At 56.3% G+C, this 21,851-nt stretch carries 18 protein-coding genes; 5 read left to right on the top strand and 13 right to left on the bottom strand.

All coding sequences use genetic code 11. From position 1 onward, the window contains the following. Positions 1-138: 138 nt before the first annotated feature. Together LAO21_12145 and LAO21_12150 are read right to left on the bottom strand one after the other, a co-directional pair. A complete protein-coding gene (locus LAO21_12145) occupies positions 139-1,083 on the bottom strand; it encodes an endonuclease/exonuclease/phosphatase family protein (protein MBZ5553465.1) in 945 nt (314 codons plus the stop codon). A gap of 60 nt (positions 1,084-1,143) precedes the next feature. Beyond that, the gene (locus LAO21_12150) at positions 1,144-1,917 is read right to left on the bottom strand and encodes a hypothetical protein (protein ID MBZ5553466.1); all 774 of its coding nucleotides are present in this window, start codon (positions 1,915-1,917) and stop codon (positions 1,144-1,146) included. A gap of 558 nt (positions 1,918-2,475) precedes the next feature. Here LAO21_12150 and LAO21_12155 point away from each other — a divergent pair. Together LAO21_12155 and LAO21_12160 are read left to right on the top strand one after the other, a co-directional pair. Continuing rightward, positions 2,476-3,342 carry an N-acyl homoserine lactonase family protein gene (locus tag LAO21_12155; protein ID MBZ5553467.1) on the top strand — a complete coding sequence of 289 codons (867 nt, stop codon included), beginning with the start codon at positions 2,476-2,478 and terminating at the stop codon, positions 3,340-3,342. 174 nt (positions 3,343-3,516) lie between these two features. After that, on the top strand, positions 3,517-4,293 hold the full coding sequence (locus LAO21_12160; GenBank protein MBZ5553468.1) for a nucleoside phosphorylase: 777 nt from the start codon (positions 3,517-3,519) through the stop codon (positions 4,291-4,293). Positions 4,294-4,465: 172 nt separating this feature from the next. Here the strand turns inward: LAO21_12160 and LAO21_12165 are convergent, their stop codons facing one another. The 5 genes from LAO21_12165 to LAO21_12185 form a co-directional block, all read right to left on the bottom strand. Continuing rightward, positions 4,466-5,872, bottom strand: coding sequence for a hypothetical protein (locus LAO21_12165; protein MBZ5553469.1), 1,407 nt, complete (start codon positions 5,870-5,872; stop codon positions 4,466-4,468). A 227-nt stretch (positions 5,873-6,099) separates the two neighbouring features. Then, the gene (locus tag LAO21_12170) at positions 6,100-8,244 is read right to left on the bottom strand and encodes a prolyl oligopeptidase family serine peptidase (GenBank protein MBZ5553470.1); all 2,145 of its coding nucleotides are present in this window, start codon (positions 8,242-8,244) and stop codon (positions 6,100-6,102) included. Between the two features lie 229 nt (positions 8,245-8,473). Then, a complete protein-coding gene (locus LAO21_12175; GenBank protein MBZ5553471.1) occupies positions 8,474-8,944 on the bottom strand; it encodes an NUDIX domain-containing protein in 471 nt (156 codons plus the stop codon). Positions 8,945-9,027: 83 nt separating this feature from the next. Then, positions 9,028-9,672, bottom strand: a complete 645-nt coding sequence (locus tag LAO21_12180; GenBank protein ID MBZ5553472.1) for a phosphatase PAP2 family protein — start codon at positions 9,670-9,672, stop codon at positions 9,028-9,030. 291 nt (positions 9,673-9,963) lie between these two features. Beyond that, positions 9,964-10,599, bottom strand: coding sequence for a hypothetical protein (locus LAO21_12185; protein ID MBZ5553473.1), 636 nt, complete (start codon positions 10,597-10,599; stop codon positions 9,964-9,966). Positions 10,600-10,954: 355 nt separating this feature from the next. Between LAO21_12185 and LAO21_12190 the strand changes: the two genes are divergently transcribed. Continuing rightward, positions 10,955-12,013, top strand: a complete 1,059-nt coding sequence (locus LAO21_12190; protein MBZ5553474.1) for a CHAD domain-containing protein — start codon at positions 10,955-10,957, stop codon at positions 12,011-12,013. A 380-nt stretch (positions 12,014-12,393) separates the two neighbouring features. Here LAO21_12190 and tmk read toward each other — a convergent pair whose 3' ends face one another. From tmk to LAO21_12205, 3 genes are all read right to left on the bottom strand, one after another. Further along, positions 12,394-13,161 (bottom strand): dTMP kinase, encoded by a 768-nt coding sequence (tmk, locus tag LAO21_12195; protein MBZ5553475.1) that lies wholly within the window; start codon positions 13,159-13,161, stop codon positions 12,394-12,396. A gap of 202 nt (positions 13,162-13,363) precedes the next feature. After that, entirely contained in the window at positions 13,364-14,026 is a 663-nt protein-coding gene (locus LAO21_12200; GenBank protein ID MBZ5553476.1) for a thymidylate kinase, read from the bottom strand. Positions 14,027-14,063: 37 nt separating this feature from the next. Next, on the bottom strand, positions 14,064-15,677 hold the full coding sequence (locus LAO21_12205; GenBank protein MBZ5553477.1) for a Ppx/GppA family phosphatase: 1,614 nt from the start codon (positions 15,675-15,677) through the stop codon (positions 14,064-14,066). A gap of 250 nt (positions 15,678-15,927) precedes the next feature. Here LAO21_12205 and sixA point away from each other — a divergent pair, with 250 nt between their 5' ends. Next, a complete protein-coding gene (gene sixA / locus LAO21_12210) occupies positions 15,928-16,428 on the top strand; it encodes a phosphohistidine phosphatase SixA (protein ID MBZ5553478.1) in 501 nt (166 codons plus the stop codon). Between the two features lie 122 nt (positions 16,429-16,550). On the opposite strand, the gene LAO21_12215 is transcribed toward sixA, so the two are convergent. The 3 genes from LAO21_12215 to LAO21_12225 all read right to left on the bottom strand — a co-directional run bounded on the left by LAO21_12215 (position 16,551) and on the right by LAO21_12225 (position 20,784). Continuing rightward, entirely contained in the window at positions 16,551-17,756 is a 1,206-nt protein-coding gene (locus LAO21_12215) for a 2,3-bisphosphoglycerate-independent phosphoglycerate mutase (GenBank protein MBZ5553479.1), read from the bottom strand. Between the two features lie 366 nt (positions 17,757-18,122). Continuing rightward, positions 18,123-19,301 carry a GGDEF domain-containing protein gene (locus tag LAO21_12220; protein MBZ5553480.1) on the bottom strand — a complete coding sequence of 393 codons (1,179 nt, stop codon included), beginning with the start codon at positions 19,299-19,301 and terminating at the stop codon, positions 18,123-18,125. Positions 19,302-19,467: 166 nt separating this feature from the next. Next, positions 19,468-20,784 carry a hemolysin family protein gene (locus tag LAO21_12225; protein ID MBZ5553481.1) on the bottom strand — a complete coding sequence of 439 codons (1,317 nt, stop codon included), beginning with the start codon at positions 20,782-20,784 and terminating at the stop codon, positions 19,468-19,470. A gap of 220 nt (positions 20,785-21,004) precedes the next feature. Between LAO21_12225 and LAO21_12230 the strand changes: the two genes are divergently transcribed. After that, entirely contained in the window at positions 21,005-21,775 is a 771-nt protein-coding gene (locus LAO21_12230) for a hypothetical protein (protein ID MBZ5553482.1), read from the top strand. The last annotated feature ends 76 nt before the right edge of the window (positions 21,776-21,851 follow it).

Genomic DNA, 21,851 nt, shown 5'->3' on the forward strand with positions numbered 1-21,851 from the left:
CTGCGGGAGAATGAGTATTGAGGCGCTCATTCTAATGGCAGAAGGGATGAAGTCAACGATTTTCTCGATGTTGTACTATTTTTCACATCGAATTTACCGCCCCATCTCAACGGGGAGGCTGGGATCAAGAGGATGAATCTAGCCTCGAATGACTTCATCGAGCTGGTGTCCCTCGATATCCGTGTTGACCTGCATCCACAGCGGCAAGTGGTCCGATAGCTGATAGGTGAAATCCCGTAAGGACATGCCGGGAAACAGGGGGGTGTGATCGCCCGCATGGAAATCCAGAACGCCGCCCTGATTAGTGAAGTTTTCCGGATAGATGGGAAGATGGAAAATCTGGTCGTACCGCTTATCCTTGGCGAGGTTGGTGCCGAAACTCAGTTGCCGAAGCGCCTGCGGGATGACCAGTCCCCGGCTGGTGATGGCCTTGAACAGTTCGTCATCGCGGCCCGCGATATTGAAGTCGCCCATGATAATCAGATCCTTGTCCTCGTGGGTCTTCTCCTTTCGTTTTTCGTCGACCCAGTCGGCCAACAATTGAAGCTCGCCCTTCCGGCTGGTCTCGCTGTCCCCCCAGCGGATATGGGCGCTCAGGACGACGAAATCGAAATTTCCGGACCGGAAGGAAGCCATATAGGGACTCCGCCAAAACGAGAGCTCGGAGAGGTATTCATTGCCCACCTTCTTGCGGGGAGGATTCGCTTCCGCCGCAAATCCGCCGAACGTGAGGGAACGCTTGTCATACAGGAAAGCAATCCGTTCCCGGTTCCCGCCGCTGTCCGGAATCATGTCGGAGTAGATGGCCCGCCAGTATGGGCCGAGGATCGGCAGGACCCGCCCGAGGTCGCTCAGATCGTCGCGCAACTCCACAACGCCGATCAGATCGAACTGCCCCAAGATCTCGGCGATGTAATGGATTGCGGCATCGCTTCGCTTCACTTTGCCGAATTCCCGGATGTTCCAGGTGGCAATGTTGATCGTCTCATCGAGTTTCGACGGGGGGATTTGAGCCTTCTTGATGCGGGTTTGCAACTCGATCAGGCCTTGCGCGATTTCCTTCGACAATTCACCGTGAAACATGGGATTTCGCCTTTCGCTGAATGAGGGTGATGGCTGTATCGGACCGGGGCTCTCCAAGCTTCAATGTCTCGATAATGGGAACTTTTTGAAATGGTAACCCAGTATAAGCTTTGCAATGAGATGGTCGGTACTGCGGGTCATCCCCACCCCCAGCCCGAAGTTTACTTCCCAATTGGGAGAAAGGTTCAGATCCACGGCAGGAAAGATCTGTTGTTCCTGGTCGCTCAGGGGATCGAATTTTGAGATGGGTCCCAACGCTCCGTAATACTCCAGGCCCACACTTGCCTTTGGGATGACCATGTAACTCACCTTGAAGTTTGGTGAGAAGGCGAACCCCTTGTTCTTGTTTTCACCGGCCAGCGAGCGGTCCATTGTCGGATTGAACGCGAGGTACCATTTCCCGGCCTGCTTGTCGATAATGGGGCGAATCTCGATGGTCCAGGTATCGGGAGAGAATTGACGGCGCTGGTAGCCGACTTCCATGGAGAGACTCAGTCCAACCGGCCAGTGGCGTTCCTCCGGTACCCGGACGCGGGGACGGAGATGTGTCCCAACCCAGTCCCATCCTTCTCCCGACCGCACAGAGGTGAAGTTGTAGTAGCCAAGCTCAAACCAGTCGGTTATCCCGTGCGTGATTTCCAGGGTCTCATGAAACGAGTGGTCGGTTGGAAACAGACCATCGACCATGGTCTTGCTCCCCGAGATGGTGAAGTTGCTGTGCAGCTCCACCATGGTCTGCCGCGGAGCCACTGTGTCGGCGCCATAAACCTGAATCTCATAGTTGTCCTGAGCGGGTGAGAGCGCCGGTGGAAACAAAATGAAAACACAACTCAGGAGAAAATGACTTAACCAGAAAGGAAGTCGCCGGAGCGGCCGTGATTCCAATTGGCATGCGCCAATGGAACTGGAGGGGTGTTCGATCATGTTTGAAGTTCTCGCTGAATGGCGGAGTGTACCCTAGTTCAAAAGGGGAGGCAACGAGGAAGGCAGGTGATAGGTAATAGGTAATAGGTAATAGGTAATAGGTTTTAGGGACTGAAGAGGTCGGCCGATCAATGCTGTGACTCTTGAGGAGTTGTGCTGGATGAATTGAGAATGATCTGAGATCCAAACCGGATTTTTGCCGGGAATGATATACTGAAGTTTGACCTTATTGGAGTCAGAGCTTCGGCCCGTCTCATGTCGCGGACGTCGGAGGCTTGGGGCGAGGGAAACATCCCTTCGCCAGTGGCAGACTCGAGATCATACGCAGGCCCTTCCGCCTGCCGATGGAAAGGGACTGCGTCGCATGATCACTCTGAAGAGCAATGGCTACTGGAATGAACTTAGAGCACTCCATGCGACGAGTTGTGCCACCTGACGCCACAATACATCGATCGGGGGGAGACCATAATGTTCCGCAGGGCACATTGGCATTGGATATGGATCGGATGGGGGATGCTGGCGCTCGCTGGAGCGGTTCCGGGTCATAGCGGGGTACCGCCAGCGGCCGCTACAAATTCAGCTTATGAAGTTTATGCCATCCGCTATGGAATAATTCCGGACTTCCCTGTCTCAGAGCTCGTCGCCGGTGCGAATCCATCGCGCAGGATGAATATCGACATGATGATATGGTTGCTCAAAGGACCGGGTAGAAGAAACGTCCTCGTGGACAGCGGCTTTTATCGGGCAAAATTCTTCAAGCATTGGAACCTCAAAGATTACATCAAGCCTTCTGAGGTGATCGGCAAGGTAGGTCTCAAGCCGGAGGAGATTACGGACCTTGTGATCACCCATATGCATTGGGACCATGCGGATGGAGTGGATCTTTTCCCCAAGGCGCATGTGTGGATTCAAAAAGAGGAGTTTAATCACTACAGCGACCCGGCCAATCAGGTGAATGGGGTCGACCCGGAGGACATGGCGGTGCTTTCGAAGCTTGACCGAGAGGGGCGGCTGACTTTGGTCGATGGGGACGCCCAGTCACTAATCCCTGGCCTCACCTTCTACACCGGCGGGCGTCATACTTACGCTTCACAATACGTCGGGGTGCATACCCGCGCTGGAACAGTGGTCATCGCCTCAGACAATGTTTACCTCTATGAGAATCTCGACAAGCACGCGCCGATAGGAGCGACCTTTGATGCCGCTTCCAACTTGAAAGCGCAGGATCGCATGAGAACCCTGGCGAGCCAGTCCCGGCTGATCGTTCCCGGTCATGATCCCGCTGTGTTTGAACGATTTCCAAGGCCAGGCCGCGGGGTGGCCAGGATTGATTGAAAGCAGGGTGGGGAGAGAGGTTATAGAAAATAGGTGGTAGGGGTTAGGTGTCGGGGGTCAGGAAAAACACGAAGGGTTCCTCGAGGAAGGGCTGTACCAATTTATCGCTCGATTCGCCTTTGAGCGGGTGTCCGACACACTGGATTGAAAATTCTCGTTTCCTTGGAGTCTGTCATGGCCGAGGGCATTCAGTTACATCATATCGGGTTTGGGCGCGACGAACTGGGGACCAATCCTCCGACCCTGGCCCTTCTTTCAGGAGAGCCGGAGCGGGCCAGGTTGATAGCAGAGACTGGACTCCGTGAAGTCCGGATGCTCTCCGAGTACCGCGGCCTGAACAGCTATGTAGGCCTCCTGCCCAACGGACGTCCGCTGCTTTCGGCCACTAGTGGTATGGGCGCTCCCTCGGTCAGTATCGTTGTGAACGAACTGGTCCAGGTGGGCATTCGATATATCATCCGGATCGGAACCTGCGGGTCCATCCAACCTCATGTGATGCCGGGTAGTCTGGTGATTCTGCGTGCAGCGCTGTGCCGTCAAGGCGCGGCGAACGACATTGCACCTCCGGAATTTCCGGCTGCCTCGGACCCCTTTCTCACCGTGGCCCTGGCCGAACAGGCCCGGGCGCTGGGGATGGAGTATCACCTGGGGATCACGGCCTCCGTCGATACCTTTTACGAAGGACAGGAGCGCTACGACTCGGCCAATCCGCATCTGCTGCGTCAATTGCGCGGCGTCACGGACGAGTACCGGCGCTTGAACGTGCTCTGCTATGAAATGGAGACTGGAATGTTGTTCAAAATGGGAGGCGTCTATGGGTTTGCCGCCGCCAGTGTCTGCGCGGTCATTGCACAACGCACCCAGAGCGAGCACATGATTGTGGAACAGAAACAAGTCGCCGTAAACAATGCGATCGCGGTTGCCTTGCACGCCGCGGAACAATTTGCGTAGGAAATCACTGACACAGGGGAATCCGCAGTCAAAAGCTCTGCCCCTGAAGTTCCGCGTCGCTCCGAGTGCAACTCCGGGTCTCTTCGAGGCTCAGGGGGCCCTCCTGGTTCAGGGCGGTTCCTTCTTCAGATTAAGTCCGGGAACAGTGCTCAAGAACTCGATTGATCGAGAATCATCCGAACCCCGGATTGCCCGGCGCGGACGTGCTGGAGCTCATCCTCCCCCGGATATTCGATTTGATCAAAGGTGTTTTGCCATGGGGAGTGCCTGCAATGTTTGAAACGCGCTTCACCCGGATCGGCGGCACGATGGCGCCCATCGCAGAGATCGCGCGTTGAATCGACCTGACCAAACTCTCGTCCGAAAAATCATCGGGCACGCGGCGGACGAGAATATCCAACCCATCTTCTTCCTGGATGATCTGCCACCCATTGATGGGCAGCGTATCCATGATCTGATGAAAGACGCTGGGTTGCAGGGTCACTTGCCCGCAGTCCGCGGAGGGAAGGTACAGAATTTCCCGTGTGCGACCTTGAATTCCCTCGGCGAGAACGAACGGGCGCCCGCAGCCGCAGGGTTTCGTTGCGGTCCGGACAAGGTCACCCAAGTCATAACGAATGATGGGCTGCGTGTATTTTGAGAGGGCCGTAATCAGAATCCGGCCGCCCGGTTGGCCAGCGGGAGCGGGCTGGTCATGTTCATCCACGATCTCCACGATCTGCAAATCCTCATAGAAGTGCAACCCGCAATGACGGTCGCACTCGGAGGCAATCATCCCCGCCTCGACACACGCATATCGATCAAAGAGTCGCCCCTTCCACGCCGACTCAATGCATTCCCGCCACGCTTTGGACATGGTCTCCGAGCCCGTCGCAATGACGCGGGGAGAAATTGCCAATCGACCCGCCAACTGTTCCTCGGCCAACAAGGAGGCAATGCCGGCGTATGCCTGCAGGATTTCCGGTTGCCATCCATTGAGGCGTTCGACGAGGCTGCTCAGCGGATCCGCGGCCGACATTCGAAGGGTCGGAAACCACCAGAAGTGGACCGTCCTGGTCAATCGAGCCGTCATGTTCATGGGGACACTTGAGACAATGGCGGCGGCACGGATGCGATGAAAGGGGCGAACTCTTACTCCCCCCCAATCATAGGAACGTGTCCCGGAAGCCAGGACTGCTGCCCATTCGTTGTTGTTGAACATGCTGATCGCGGGAATGCCCGTCGAGGCCGATGTGGGGGCGACCCAATAGCGGCCCTGGTATCGCTCTTCCTGGAGAACCCGCTTCAGATGTGCGCGAATCTCGTCGAGATGAATTCTCCGGTCCGTCACCAGTTCATCAAAATGCTCCATCATCAGAGACTTGGTCAAGATGGGGAGATCACGCAGTGGCGCCCGGTACAGACCCTGGTGAAATTTCTGATAGAACGGAGATCGGGCATAGACGAACTCACGCAGCCGGTTCAGCGCCTGAGCCTGGTAGGATTCCAATTGTTCGCGATTCCAGCGTTCATGCCGTTTCAAACTCCGACGCCAATTCAACAGGGATAGAACCAAGCCTGTCTTGATCATCGAGTCCATTCGACGCTCAGTCCCCCTCCGTCTTATGCCAGGGATAATCCATCACCTCAAACAGCCCGCCAGGACGACTCAAGGAGTATAGCCGACAACCACGAGGTCGCCGCTCAACGGATTGTTCTTGAAAGAAAAGGCCGGGGATGACCCCGGCCACGAAAATGCAAATCCAATCAAAAGGACCTCCTCTTCCTTGTCTACCGGACGGGTAAAGTCAGGTCCATGGTTTAACCTCAATACTTTGGAGTAATCCCGAGGTTATAAAAAATAAAGGAATCGATATCGGCAGTCTGCTCGATTGCCTTGGTTGTATTACTGGCGCCATGCCCCGATTTGGTCTCGATCCGGATCAGGATCGGCTCGTCGCCTGCATTCTTTTCCTGGAGGGTAGCGGCATATTTGAACGAGTGCGCCGGAACCACCCGGTCGTCGTGGTCGGCGGTGGTGATGAGGGTGGCCGGGTACTTGCCCCCTTCCCGGATATTGTGCAGCGGCGAGTAGCGATAGAGGGCCTTGAATTGATCTTCATTGTCACTCGACCCGTAATCTGAAATCCAGTTCCAGCCGATCGTGAACTTATGGAAGCGAAGCATGTCCATGACGCCGACCTCTGGAATGGCCACCTTGAACAAATCCGGCCGCTGATTCATCACTGCGCCGACCAGCAGCCCGCCGTTGGATCCTCCCAGAATCGCCAGGTGATCCGGGGAGGTGATCTTGTCCTGAATCAAGAATTCAGCGGCTGCGATGAAGTCATCAAAAACGTTTTGTTTCTTGAGCTTGGTCCCCGCCTCATGCCATTTCTCTCCGTACTCTCCACCCCCGCGCATGTTGGCCGAGGCGTAAACCACGCCCTGTTCGAGCAGGGCCAGCCGGAGGGAGCTGAAGCCGGGCGAGGTGGTGATATTGAATCCGCCATAACCATATAGCAGGGTGGGGTTGCTGCCATCCAGCTTGATGCCCTTCTTGTGAACAAGAAACATTGGAACCCGCGTGCCATCCTTGCTTTTATAGAAGACTTCCTTGGTTTCGTAGTCGGTGGGCTGGAAATCAGGGATCTCGGGCGAGCGGAACAGCGTGCTCTTCTGGGTCGCGATGTCGTAGCGGTAAATCGTCGGGGGAAAGTTGAAGGAGCTGAAGGTGTAGAAAACAAATTTATCGTCCTTCAGCCCGCGAAATCCACCCGCTGTCCCCAAGCCGGGAAGCTTGACTTCGCTTTCCACCTTCCCTTCCAGGCTGTAAACATAGGCCCGCGTGGTGACATCTTTCATGTAAGTGGCAAAAAGCTTCCCCCCGGCCGTATTGGCGCCCTCCAGGGGCTCCGCTTTCTCAGGGAGAACGTCTTTCCAGTTCTTCTCATCGGGGTTTTTGGGGTCGAACAGGATGACCCGGCCATTCGGGGCCTTGTGGTTGGTTTCGATCAGAAGCTTGTCGCCCATGTTGCCTACGACGCCATAGCTGTCGTCCCCGATGTCGGCGACAATTGGAGTGAAGGTCTTTTCGCCTTTCGACGCATCGCGGTAGAAGAGAGCATTCCCTTTCTTGCCTTTGCCACGTTCGGAGATATTCAAGACCGCAAAGCGCTCATCCTCGGTGGTTGAGACGAGATGGAACCGCTGGGGTTCCTTCGGGTTTTCGTAGATCAATTCGTCTTCCGACTGCGGGGTGCCGATCTTGTGATAATAGACCTTGTGGTTCTCATTCTTGGAAGAGAGCTCCTGGCCCTTCGCGGGGGCAGGATACCGGCTGTAATAAAACCCGTTCCCCTGCCAGGAAATGCCGGAAACTTTGATCCAATTCAGCACGTCGGTCAGCGGCTTTCGGGTCGCCACTTCCATGACGAAATAATCCTGCCAGTCGGATCCGCTCTTCGAGATACCATAGGCCGCATACCCGGCATCCTTCGACACTGAGAACGCACCCAACCTCGCTGTCCCGTCCTCCGAGAACTTGTTGGGGTCCAGGAACACTTCCGGCTTCCCCTCGAGCCCTTTTTGCACGTAAAGAACATTCTGGTTCTGCAGGCCGTCGTTCTTGAAGTAAAAGAAGTATTCACCCCTCCGGAAAGGAGCCGTGTACTTAGGATAATTGTAAAGTTTCTCGAGGCGCTCCTTAACTCTCATTCGAAATGGAATTGTCGCCAGGTAACCGAAGGTGATCTTGTTCTCCTCCTGAACCCATTTCGCCGTCTCAGGGGAATTGTCGTCTTCGAGCCAGCGATACGGATCAGCGACCTTGACGCCGAAATAGGTGTCGACTTGGTCAACCTTCCTCGTGGCCGGGTAATTGAATTTTTCCGCAATTGCCGGCAAGCCTAGTAAGGCGAGAACGAGAGCGCTTGTTGCGAGCAACTTCAGTAGAGTTGCTGTTCTTTTCATTCGGATTTTCCTCCCACTGATTATGATTTTCAGGTGCAACGGAAGCATGAGTGTACGCGCATGACGAGTCTCAAAGGAGAGCGGATCGGCCGGAGTATAGGACAGTCTGGCAACAACAGGCAAATGGGAAAATGGGGGTCAGGTGCCGGGGGCCAGGGGCCATGCTTGATCCGAGCTGTGACGCACCCTCCAGAAGCTGCCTGCTTCGAAGCGGGGCTCCTCATCTCTCTCAAGCCGGCCCCTTGGATAGCAATTCATAAAGCGTCTCCAGGAAACCGCTCTGACCCCTCAGGATTTTCGTTCTGGCCGCTTCGAGATTAAACCACCCGGCACGATCGACTTCCGGAAACTCTTGCTGGCGCCCGGAGTGAGGGGGCCACTCCAGCGAGAAGGTGTTGCTGTGGAGGGCTGCCAGATCGCAATCGCCTTCGAAGGCCCAGGCGTAAATGATCTTGCCGCCGGGCTGCTTGATGGGCGACAGTGCGATGAAATCTCCCGACGGACGCAACCCGGTTTCCTCTTCAAACTCCCGCTTCGCCGCCGCGAGTGGATCTTCACTAGCCCCCAGTTCGCCCTTCGGAATGGACCAGGCCCCGTCCTCTTTCCTGGCCCAGAACGGTCCGCCCGGATGCACCAGGAAAAACTCCAGGACGCCGCGGTGGCGGCGGTACATCAACAGACCTGCACTGTGCTTGAGCATGCCAAGTTTCCATTCAATCGCACTCCGAGCCCTCGCGATGCAAAGCGCAGATGAAGAAACCCTGCTCTGATGGGGCTGCGGCTTCAACGCCCTCTGGCATCAGAGGCGGAAAAGAGTGACAAACCCGTTCGAGTATAAAAGTCGACCAGCAGTCCGAGATAGGCGCCGGCAATCACATCACTTAGGAAATGGCTGTTTGTCGCGATCAAAGCGACAGCGAGTGCCAGCCAGAGAGCGAGGAAGATGTTCCGGTACCCAGGATAAAATCTCCACAAGGCGATGATTAAAGGCGTAAGCACGGACATATGTCCGGAGGGAAAAGCATTCCAGTATCCCGGTCCGGCGAACCAGTGGAAACCCCATTCGCCGGGGTACTGCAGCCACAATCTCGGGCTGGGAGCGCCGAAGACATCCTGCAAAAAGGATTTCAACAAATAGGCCACCGGGAGTGCAACACTGATTGATTGGAAGAATCGTCGGTGACTATTGTCAATCCCGGAGTACCTCAGGTACAGGTAGACCGCCCAGCCGGCAATAGCAATCGCGCAGACCATTAGAAACAGGTACTGGGCGATGTGTATCAGGCGCCTCATCGGAACGAGCAGTTGCGCTCGGACCTCGAGCTGGGTGTTGAGGAACCTGGCGATCCGGGCATCAAGATAAAAATGGCTGAGGACTACCAAGAGACAAACCAGGAGAAGCAGCCCGATAAAAGTTTTTAAGCTCATCCGAATGGAAACCCATCTCGCGCCATTAGCAGGGCACCTTTGCACTCGATTCTCCGCGGGTCCAAGCTGAATGATCGCAATGGGGGACGTCTCCGTCTTCCAATTCGTTCACCTTGACGAATGGATAGCTGATCCACAGGAGCGGGTCTGACCAGGGCAAAATATCCTCCACAAAGGAGGCCCGGGATGCGGCAAGCAGGATACCGTCGATCTGAAAAAAGGTGAATTATCCCTCCACGGCGGGCATCCTGTCGAGTTTTTGTCTTCCTGGCTTCGTTCCATGCGGCCAAGTCATTCTGGAGAAGCGCCCTGGGCCGCGCTGCGCCTTATCCGGTACCGGATGATCGTGTAGTATTTTTCGGGGTTCCCCTTGAAGAACATGCCCGGCCCTTTAAGATATTCCTCTTCATGCTCTCCAATGACTTCAAATCCACTTTCCACGATGAACTTTTTGAGCCTCGAAATGGTGGGGGCTTCCGCCGTGTACGGCCCCACATGAAGGATTTCAGCCACCGGACCATACTCCCAGGTGACTAGCTCCGGCGTGAGACCTTCCCCGGACTTGACGGGAGGAAGGGTGGTGACTTCATTCGGAACCGGTATTCCGTAGCGACCAACCCACTGCGATTTTGGTGAATCCAGGGCTTTGGACCATCGGGCGCGGGGAGCGGGTTGGTGGGACCCTTTAGGGCCTCCCCGAATGCTGAAGTAGGTCTTGAAAAGCAGGCCCAGGGCCTTTCCTGCCACCACATTGGGATCTCCGGAGGATTCCACTTCAATCATTTTTTGTGAAGGCATCTCGGTGAACCGGGGCTCGATGAGATTCCTATATTGGGACAAGTCAGGCCCCCTCATCAAGGCGATAAAAATTGCGACCAAGAGGATCAGTGCAACGGCTGCACTCAGCGCAATCACCTTCAGCTTCATCGTGTCCACCCTTCGCAGAGACTAAATCTGCCGTGTTGGACGATCGGATCTTCAGGCCTCCCAGTGGAGCTGATCCAAACACCCGCCGGCAATTCACAGAGACTCGCCTGGGGGGGTGCTTTCACCCATCCCAAGATCCCGCCTGCCCGGTCCACCGCGGCTGAATCGTCCCCTTCTCAAGTCCCGATCATCAAAGTACCGAACCCGGAGCCATCAAGGTATTATAGACGAAATGAGTCGGCGGATCAGACCTCAATCACTGCCCGGACCCTGCGTATTGGTGGCAGGATTGCGAGAGGCTCCAGTCAGGGCTATGATGGAGCACTTCAAAACATAAGGATGTACCCAAAGGTCTATGAGCCAAGAGCATTCCGAAGCCACCCAGGACTATCCGATCGTGGTCCCATCGTCCGCCCGGCACCGAATGGGTCAGAGCCTCCTCGCGATGGCCGAAAAGGCCCTTCGGTCCCGCCTCAGTGAACTGCTCAAGAACGAGAAGCGTACCCGCGCGGAGAACGACATCGAGGCCTTGCATGACATGCGTGTGGCTTCGCGCCGATTGCGGGAAGCGCTGCGCATCTATGCAGATTTGTACTCGCAGAAGAAATTGAAGCAGGGGAAGAAGGATGTCCGCCGTGTGACACGAATCCTGGGCCTGGTCCGCGAAGTGGACGTCAACGTCGAGCAACTCAAGAAATGGCAGGGCCGACTGGGAGAGGGTTATGCCATTCCAGTCGAGTACTGCCTCGCCATGGAACAGTCGCGCCAGCGACGGCTGAGGAAGAAGATGTTCGCAAAACTGGATGAGGTGGACCCGGACACGCTCCGGGCCGACCTGTCCAAGTTACTTCAACATCCCCATCGGCTGAGCCGCCCGAGAGAGGTTGAACCCGGGAGCGAGCTTGCGCTCTCGTATGTTCTGTTTGCCCGGCATTTTATCGAAGCAGGCTTGGGAGCGATTCGTTCGGATGTCGAAGCGGTGTCTTCAAAACCGACTCTGCACAATTACCACCGGTTGAGAATCCAGGTTAAGAAATTTCGATACTCCCTGGAACTTCTCTCGAGGGCGTTCGATTCCCATCGAGCGGTCCGCATCCTGAAACAACTGAAGTCGCTCCAGGATGAACTGGGGGCGTTGCATGACTGCAGCGTACTCCATTCCACGGTGAGGGCCTATCGGGCCCAACTTCGCAGAAGTGAACTCTCTCATTTGGAGCGGCAGCTGCTTCGTCTGATGCGTGTTCTCGCTCGTGCATGGAGTAGTCAGAAGAAAACAATTGATTCCCATCTCAGGAGACTTGCTTTACTTCGGTTTTTCGAAAGGATTCCTACAGCGCTCAAGGAAGAAAAATCCTCTCCCGCGATCCAATCGACGCCCGAGGTTCCCCCCGTCAGGATCAAGGCCAGGCACTGAAGTCGAGGGCTCGTCTGATACACGGACCTAAGATCGGCGCCCTGGACATCTCCGATGGCGCCCGATCGGGCGAAGGCAACAGGACGGGTCCTCATTTTTTCCTGGATATGCAAACCCCAGCTGGAGTTCAGGGCCTTGGCACCAACGTAAGGGGCACCCTCCCCAGAGGGACTCTTGATCCCCGTTTCTAAACAAGTCCCCGATCTCAAATTTGAAATTTCGGATGATGCAGGCAAGAGGGAGACATCGATCGCCTCCGCGATGACCCTTTTCTGCTTTCCGCCACCCCGCTGGATCCCGGACCGAGTATCACTGCGATCCGCGGATATGCGGGTATTGACCCTGTGTTCCAAACGATCCCGGCTCCAGCCTCAGTGATCTCAAGCGAGGATCCGGGTAGGGGCCGTTTTTGAGACCCGGCTCTTTCGGCGGCCGGCAGCAGCCTTGGGCTTCTCAAACAGATATTCCGTGATCGCCTGCTGGAGGGCGCGTTGAGTTCGCTGCACCGAGTGCCGGGCATTCAGGACATGAAACTGATACTCCAGGGCAAGCTGATCGTACACCCGGAGCAGTTGCGACTGATATTTCCTGAAACTGTCGTACATATCGGAGTGAGGATTCTGGTCCTGGCCTGACTCCCAATAATCCATCCCTCCCGATTCGAGCACGCGCTGAATCAAAGTCTTTACATCGATCTTCAGATAAAAGACGATGTCCGGCACCAGGGCAAACCCGAACAAATCACGCACCCAGCGCGGATCCACCCCGCGCGCATGGGCGCGGGCAAAGGCGGTGTAAATATAACGGTCCGCCAGGACGATATAGCCTGCCCGCAGGGCCGGGATGATCTGATTCTCGAGGCGGTCCGCAAAATCGGTGGCGTAGAGCAGATTAAATGTCCATTTATTCAGGCTGTGACCCTCCTTGGCCTCGGTAATCGTCTGGCCGATCAACTCGGATCGTGTCCAACCTGTCTCCATGGTGGCAAAACCCTGCACCTCGAGCCAATCCCGCAGCATCGCGATCTGCGTGGATCGGCCGACCCCATCGGTCCCCTCAATCACGATGATCTTCCCCTTCAGTTCCCGCAGGTCGATGTAGGGCAACCCCAGGCCAAAAAACCTCTTTGGAACTTCAGCGAGTTTCATTGAATTCATGATCGAATCCTATGGGCAGTTGTCAGTTCTCAGTTGTCAGTTCTCAGTTATCGGCTCTCAGCTTGCGGCCAAGAGTTCTATTAAGACCATGGCGTGTTTGTTAACTTTGCATCCTCTTGAGGCCCATTTCTGAAACATCCTTGCCTTCTGAACCGACGCACTGACAACTGAGAACTGGCAACTGAGAACTCCTTCACAACCCCAATTCCTTCTGGACAATGGTCCGCACACTTCTTTGCATGACTGAAATGGATTCCCGCGCATCGATCACAATCAGGCCGTATTCCTTCACCATATGATCGTACTCACGAAGCACCCGCGACTGGAACAACCGGAAGCTTTCGACAGGATCGGTGGAGAGATGCAAGTCCATCCCGGCTTCGTAGTACTTCAACTGCGTCCGGCCGACCAGCAGTCGTTTGACCGAGACATCGATGGGGACCCGGAAATAGAATGCCAGGTCGGGTCGGACCGCAAAATTGTAAACCCGTCGTACCCACTCGCGATGAACCCCGCGGGCCGCATCGCGGGCAAACGCAGTAAACGCATAACGGTCCGCCAACACCACCATGCCCGCCTTCAAGGGGGGAATGATTTTGTAGGCCAGGCGATCGGCAAAATCCGTAGCGTGGAGCAGGCTGAAGGTGGTCGGGGTCAAGATTCCTTTCTTCTTTCCCGCCTTGCTCGCCTTCTTGACCAGGGGGGAAGAATTCCATTCTGTGAAAAACACCTTCAGGCCCAGCGATTGCAGCCAGCGCTGGACCAGCAGGAGCTGGGTGGACTTGCCTGATCCATCGATCCCTTCCACGATGATCAGTTTTCCCGGAAAGTCATGTTTAGCATTCAGTATGGTCATGAGGATCCTTCTGTAGCGGACAACCAACCCGGATTTTTCAGCGGATACTGCGAGCCTTGCGCCCGGGGCGGGCATTTCTCACCGGAACCAGGGCTGTCGGATGAGGATGACGGTTCAGGGTCACCCGAAAGTCCATCTTTCCCCCAAACAACTTCTCAAACAATTGGCCCTTCCGCTGGGCCCCCCACAGCTCCAATTCGGCCTCATCGCGGGCCTCAAACTCAAATCGCCAGCGGCGGTGATCCTTGCGCAATGAGATCAGAGTGAGGATCTGGTTATGACTGCGGTCGATCCCGTCCGCCACACGAAGGATTGCGCTTAACCGGCGTAGTCTCTCAAATTCCTTCCTCGGCATCAAGGCGCATTCGGGATCCCTCCGGCTCGGTTCCCCCTTGCGATGAAAGCGGGCCAGAAGACCAATAAAATCAATCTCCCTGGGGGTGAACCCGCGCAGGCCGCTATTGAGAATGATGTACTGGGAGTGGCGATGGTGGCGAGTGTAGCTCACCAGGATTCCGATATCATGCAGAAGGGCCCCATACTCCAACAGCTCGCGGGTCTCCTGATTCAGGCGGTGCACCCGGCGCGTGGCATCAAAGATTTGCAGGGCGGTCTGGGCGATTCGCTCGGAATGGGCCTGGTCATATCGACTGCGGCGTGCCAGTTCCAGGACGCTGCGACGGCGCACGTCAGAGATCAGGCCGTTCAGGGAACCATGCGGCTCCCGGGACCGCTGGAGAAAATCCAAAACCATGCCTTCGCGCAAAGCCCGGGTACACAGGGTGAGCCGTTTGATTCTGAAGGCCTTCATCAGCGTTTCGAGCAGGATGGCACCGGCCACAATGGTGGTGGCCCGCGCGAGGTTCACCCCTTCGAACCGAAGCCGTTCCTTCAGGGTCATCGCCAGCAATCGCCGGCTGAGCATCTCCAACGCTTCCAGCTTCAGGACCTGCTGATTGAAATGGCGCAATCCTTCCCCGTATCGGATTTGATGCGCGAGATCGGCCAGGGTCAGGATCGTCCCGGACGTCCCCACGGCCATGGCAAAACCGGTTTCACGGCCTTGATGGATGAGGTCGGAGACCCGTTTGAGAACAAACTTTTCGATCGCCTCTCGTCCTTTGTTGGTGATGGGATCCCGGGAAATGAATTTTTCCGTCAGGCGAATGACTCCCAGTTTTCGGCTTTCAGAGAGGAAGGTTTGCTTGGAATCACACAGGGACAGCTCCACACTTCCCCCGCCAATGTCGATCAGCAGGGCGCGGCGCCCTCGAAAGTTGATGCTCTGCTGCACGGCCAGCGTGATGAGACGAGCCTCCTGGGCGGAAGTGATGAGCTGGAGGTGGATTCCGACCCGCTCGTGGATGCGGCTGATGAAGTCACCGCCATTGCGGGCCTCCCGCACCGCGCTGGTCGCATAGGCAATAATCCGGTCAGTGCGGAGACGCTCTGCCAGCCGCCTATAATTGCGCAGGCACTGTTCCGCCCGCACCATCGCCGCCTCGCTCAGCAGGCGCGTTTCAAACACCCCGCTGCCCAGACGCACCATCTCCTTTTCGCGATCGACGATCTCGAAATCGATGCCATCGTGCGATTCGACGAGGATCATGTGGATGGAATTGCTTCCCACATCAATGGCTGCAATCTTCATAGGGACGCTTCAAGAAAACCATGGGCGAGCGGGCTTGGCCCATCAAGGCTGCACCCCCCGCACTCTCCACCCGGGAGCCTCCCTGAAGGAGGGGACCAACCCGAGGTTCCACGGGGGCGAACTCGCCCGGCACTGGTCTGATGAACGAAAGGGGCCACCCCGCCTCGTCAGATTAAACTCTTGATGGGTCGATGGGCGGGTGTGATAAGATTTCTGTGCCAGACGTTCCGCACACATCGATCGCTCAATTATGGAAATCTACCTGCTTAGACACGGAGTGGCCGTCGAACATGGGACGCGGGGAGTGAGGGAGGAACAACGCCCCCTGACCCCCGAAGGCGCGACCAAAATGCGGGCGGCCGCGGAAGGCATGAAAAACCTGGGCGTGACGTTTGATGCCCTGCTGACCAGCCCGCTTGTTAGGGCGCGCCAGACCGCCGACATCGTGGCCTCAGTCTATGGCGTCAAGGATCGCCTCAAGGAACTGCCCGCCCTCCAGCCGGGATCTGCGGTCGAAAGACTCTGGGCGGCACTCAAACCCTACTCCGGGGCGCGGCGATTGATGTTGGTCGGCCATGAGCCTGATCTTAGCCAGCTGGCAGCGGTCCTGCTCACCGGTCGCCCAGACGGGATGAACCTCCAACTCAAGAAGGGCGGCCTCTGCTTCATTGAGATGACTTCGCTGCCGCCCAAGGGTCGCGGCCAGCTCTATTGGCTTCTCACCAGCAAGCAACTCCGGCTGATGAAATGATTCTTGACCCGGCGGGAGCGGTCGAGCGCCTCGAAACCCTTTCCCGGAAGAATCCTGAGTGCCTTCATTTCTGCACGGTCCTTCCTCCCGTCGCGCGCGTATGACCTCTCTCCCGTCCACAATCAAGCCCCGTATTTCTTGAGCTTCAGGGCATTTGCAAGCATCAGGGTCATTTCCTCTACCGCCTGAATCTTCCCAAGGATCCCTCGCGCGCACTCCCGCTCCGTGAAACGGCCCGCCACATCCACCCCGCAGTATTTCGAGTGAAGGAGAAACGGGCTTGGATGCCAGCTGTGGGCTTTGAGCGCCGAGGGGCTGGAGTGGTCGCCGGTAATCGCAAAGACCTCGGCGCCCAACGACAACAGCTCCGGAATGTGGCGGTCCACCTCTTCAATCGATTTCACTTTCATTTCGAAATTCCCGTCTTCCCCGTAGCTGTCGGTCTTCTTGTAATGGAGGTAGAAGAAATCGTAGCTCGAAAAATGCCGGCGGAGAGTCTGGATTTCGTCGGCGAAGGTGTCTCCGGTCTCCAGCACATCCATTCCCACCAGCTTTGCCAGTCCCCGGTACATCGGATAAGTTGCAATGGCGGCAGCACGGAGGCCGAAACGCGTGCTCATGTCGGGAATGGCGGGATACTTGGCAAATCCCCGAAGGACCGCCGCGTTGGCGGGATGATCCTCGCGGAGCACTTCCTTGACCCGGTCCAGAAACTTGTTCACGATGAAGGCCGTTCTTTTCGCCGCGGGATCGAGTGTCTCGGTGGGGATGCGCTTCTTCCCCTCCTTCTGAGGGTCGGCGTCCGTCAGGCGGTCATCGAGGCCGTCCCCGCGAAACAACACCGTAAAGCGATGTTCCTTTCCCGGCTGAATGATCAGTTCGACGTCGTCGATGGCGGGGATCTCGTGCCTTAGCTTGGCGCACAGTTCTTCATTGAGGACGGTTGCCAGACGGCCCGCCCGGCGATCGATGATAACGTCGTTGGCGTCGATTGTGCAGAAATTCCCGCGCGCTGCGACGTCGCGGCTGGTCATCTCCAGGTCCACCCCCAGCGCCTCGAGGACCCCGCGGCCGATCTGGTACCTCACGGGATCGTATCCGAAGATCGCCAGGTGACCGGGACCGCTTCCCGGAGTAATGCCGGGCGAGACGGGGTCAGCCAAACCAACCACTGATGTCTTGACCAGCGCATCCAGGTTGGGGGTCACCGCCGCCTCCATTTCACTCTTCCCGTTCACAGCCAGCCCGCCCAACCCATCCATCACGAGCAACAAGATCTTTGAATCCGTTTTCTGAATGAGTGCGCTAATCATTCCTTCAGTCAACATGTGGCAACCTCATGAACTATGATCATGCCATTCTCCCCACCCGTCTTTTTACGCGCATAAAACGAAGAAGATAAGATGCCTCAATATGGGAGGTGTGTCAAAAGAAAATGAACCCGCGGGAGCGGAATGCACTCCCACGGACGAAGAGAAACCGGCATCGCCCCCCACCAGGATGGCAGGTCCGGGTCATGGTCTCCGGAGCCCTCTAAGATTCATCTTCGAGACGGAAGACCCGGTTTACCATGCGAGGTTACGGCAAACCTCAGGTGAGACCTGAACCGGATGGCTTGTTAATTCGAGATGCAAGGAAAGGGGCGATAGCTCGGAGAATCGCTCCAGATGTCTGGGGGGGAATTCTTCGCTCGTTCACACGACCATGAGGGATTTCTTTGAGAATTGCTTTTGATGGTAGAGCTGCCGGTCAGCTTCTTCAATCGCGGTCGCAAGCCTGTCAATGGAACTGAGCTCAGCGACACCATAACAGATGCCGAAGAATATCTTTCCCGCACGGGTGTTTATGGACTGATGGCTCAAATGCTCTTTCAGCAGTTGCAACCGCTTTTCCGCCTGTGAAAGGTCAGTTTCGCGCATCAGCACAAGGAATTCATCGCCGCCCCAACGGACCAGACAATCTTCCCCGCGAACCATGGAGGAGATGGTGCGGGCCACCACCCGGAGGACGTCGTCGCCTCGTGAGTGTCCTGCGAGATCGTTGATCTTCTTCAGATTGTCGATGTCGAGCAACCCCAGGGCGTCAGGAAATTTTGAGGTCCGGGCCCGCTTGAAATCCACCTCACAGAATTCCCGAAACGCGTGCCGGTTATAAACCCCGGTCAGCGAGTCGGTCTGCGCCAGGTACCGCAATCGATCCTGCGCCTCGTGCAACTGTGCGTTGGCGGACTCCAGGCGGTGCTGGGTTTCCTGCATCGCCGTGACCACCATCCCGATCGCCAGGGCATACTGCAGGAGCAGATCATAGAAGCTCGAAAACTGAAGGTAATCGAGTGAGCTGAGGTTCCGATGAAAAACATAACCAAAGACAAAGAAGTAATGCAGGTCCATCAATGCAAAGATGGAACAGACATAGGCGAGGATCCGGGCGCCCACGTTAAAACGAAACCAGCGGGAACTGAAGAGGAGATAGGCATTGTATCCAAAGGCCCATGCCATAACGAACAGATGGATCACGTAAATCGAGTTGAACCCTTTGAGCGCCCACGTGAGGACGACAGCCCAGGCGGCCATCGGGATCGCCAGCAGCAGATGGTATTTGCGAATGGGAAATTCACGGGAGTAATTCCACGCCGCCGCGATGAGCATCGCCAGGGAACCGAGCTCGAAAAATTGATAAAGCGCTAGAAACCAATGCAGATGGTGGAGAAAGGAAAGCAGAAGCGTCAGGAGTGCGGCGGCATAAAGAAACCAGCCGACCATCCAGTATCTTAAATAGAGACGCTTGTCGTACAGCGAAAGAAACACGAAGAGCAGGAACAAGATGGAGACGCCCGCAATTTGTACACAGAGAGCAATGTTGTGAATGTTCACTTCAATTTCCTGTGAAAAAACAAAAATTCGTGTGCGGGGAGACACCTCCAAGGATATCCGGCCGGGGCTGACCTCCCTTCAGCCTCGCAGACACTTGGAAGTCTGACAACAAAAAGTTACAAAATTCTTACGATGGTTAAGGGGGTGTCAATGCGGGGACAAGGGTTCAGCGGGTGCGGGACGGGCTAACCGTAACCGGCTCTGGTTCAGCAAGATACCGCTCCATGCGCACCTTGACCAGTCGCCGTCCTTCAGTTTCAACCACCAAAAATTTCCACTGATCAAACACCACTTCCTCCCCCTTGACGAGGATCCTCCCCGATTGAGCCAAGAGGAATCCGGCGAGGGTCGAGTAGTGGCTTGACTCGGGAAGCCGGAGCTTGAGCCGTTTATTCATTTCCCGGATCGAAATGTCACCATCCACCAACATCGACTCATCGGAAAGATGACGGATGGCATCCAGCTCGAAATCGTGCTCATCCTGGATTTCTCCGACAATTTGTTCTAACAAATCTTCCAACGTCACGATCCCTTCCATTCCCCCATGCTCGTCGATCACGACCGCGAGGTGAATATGATTTCTCTGCATGTATTTCAGGGTTACATCGACTTTCGCTGTGTCCGGGACAAAGAGAGGCTTACGCATCACATGGACAAGCTCCATAGGCGCCCGGGAACGATTCAAATCCTGGATGCGTTCAAAGAGGCCGGGCAAAACGTCCTTGGCGTGGAGAATGCCGACGATGTTGTCGAGGTTCTTGCGATAAACGGGGATGCGGCTGTACCCGGAAGCTCGGATTGTCTGGAAGACTTCTTCCGCCGTCGCATCGACGGAGAGGGCTGTGACTTCGGGGCGCGGGATGGTCACCGATTTCACAGCCAAATCGGAGAGGGACAACACCCCGCGCAGCATCTTCTGCCGATCCGTCGAGGCCGAATCAACACCGGACTCGTCAATGATCGAGTGGAGCGCCACGTCGGAAAGGTTAGGCGCCTTCCGCTCCTCGGTATCCAAGTGACGGGCGATCAAATTCGCCACCCCGCTACCCACCACCACCACGGGCTGGGCGAGGGCCATCATGACCCGGAGGGGCTGAATTAACGCTAACGCGAGTCGATCGGCGTGACGGGCCGCGATTGTTTTAGGCGTGATTTCTGCGAAGATCAGAAGCACGATGGTCAACAGGATGGTCGCAGATGCCAGCACGAGGTCCCGATGCGGATCGAGAATCAGGTCCGCCACGAGGGTGGAGGTCACCGCCGCCATCGCGACGTTGGCAAGCGTGCTCATGAACAGGATCGTGGCCAGGATTCGCTCGGGACGCCTGATAACTGCCAGCACCAGCTTCGCCCGGTAATTGCCCTTTGCAGCCAGACCTTTAATGTAATAGCGGTTGACAGCAAACAGCGCCGTCTCGGAACACGCCGCAAACACGGCCAGTGCAAAGAGAACCACTAACAAGCTGACTTCAAGCGTAACCAAAATGTATTCCCTTCCAACGAAGAAGGCAACCCCGGATTATGGATCGCCATGCCAAGGTGATGGTCGCTTCCCTGAATCATAGAACCCCGCGATCCACGGGTCAAGTGAACCAAGGCCCCGCGATGGACCGCGTTCTTTATCCTTGACTTCCCCCCGGTGTAAGAACTAATTTGGGTCGTTATCTCTCCCCCCAAATCCAATGACCGGGTGGTCAACAATCATGTGCAGAAGATCCTCCGCAACCCGCCTTGCAGTTTACAGGATATTGGGGTTTCTTATTATCTCTCTCGTTCTCACAACAGAGCACTTTGCCGCGACAGTCCCTACAAAGACGCCGAAGAAAAATGGGGCCAAATCTCTCCTCGCTTATGTGTTTGACGATCGTTTTTCAGTCGTTCGCTCTCGGCCGGATGTCGAGGCCCCCTTCCTACGCCGGCTGCGCGTCGGCCATCGTGTTTTCCTGCCCCTTGGCGGCCCCCCCTCCAGGAATGTGAAATATCGCCGGGTGGTCGTCAGCCGGAAGTTTTCCGGATGGATCCTGGCCGCGGCGGTTGTGGCGCCTGGCCTTCCGGGTGATGACGAAAGGCTTTTTCGCCACGCCGCCTCACAGTCTCGTGAGAAGGCGATGATAGCACTGAAAATCCTGACGACACATTTCGATCGAACGCCGCTGCATGCAGCCGCGCTGCTGCGTCTTGGCCAGCTCGCCGAAGAAGAGGCAGGACAGCTATCCGTGGAGGCCAATCGGAAACTGGCGCGCGAGGAACGATCCCTGCCTGAAGGCCTGGATGAAAAAGAACTATTCGCAAATTACCGTGGCCTGGACCGCTGGGCCTCGAATGGGGTTCGATTCATCTACCACAGGGAGAAAGACCGGTTTGTCTACCACGGAGAGGCATACAGGGAGATTATCAGGAAATTTCCTGGTAGCCCCGAAGCCGCAAGCGCCCGCGGGAGGCTGGCTGGGATCGAGGATGCATTAAGGAACTGAAGTGACATGGTTCCACCGGGTCCTAATTTCCCCGCACGGTCGCGCCAAGGCCCCGCTGGGAAGGGCTGGACACAGG

The organism is Terriglobia bacterium, from assembly GCA_020073085.1.
Lineage (GTDB): Bacteria > Acidobacteriota > Terriglobia > JAIQFV01 > JAIQFV01 > JAIQFV01.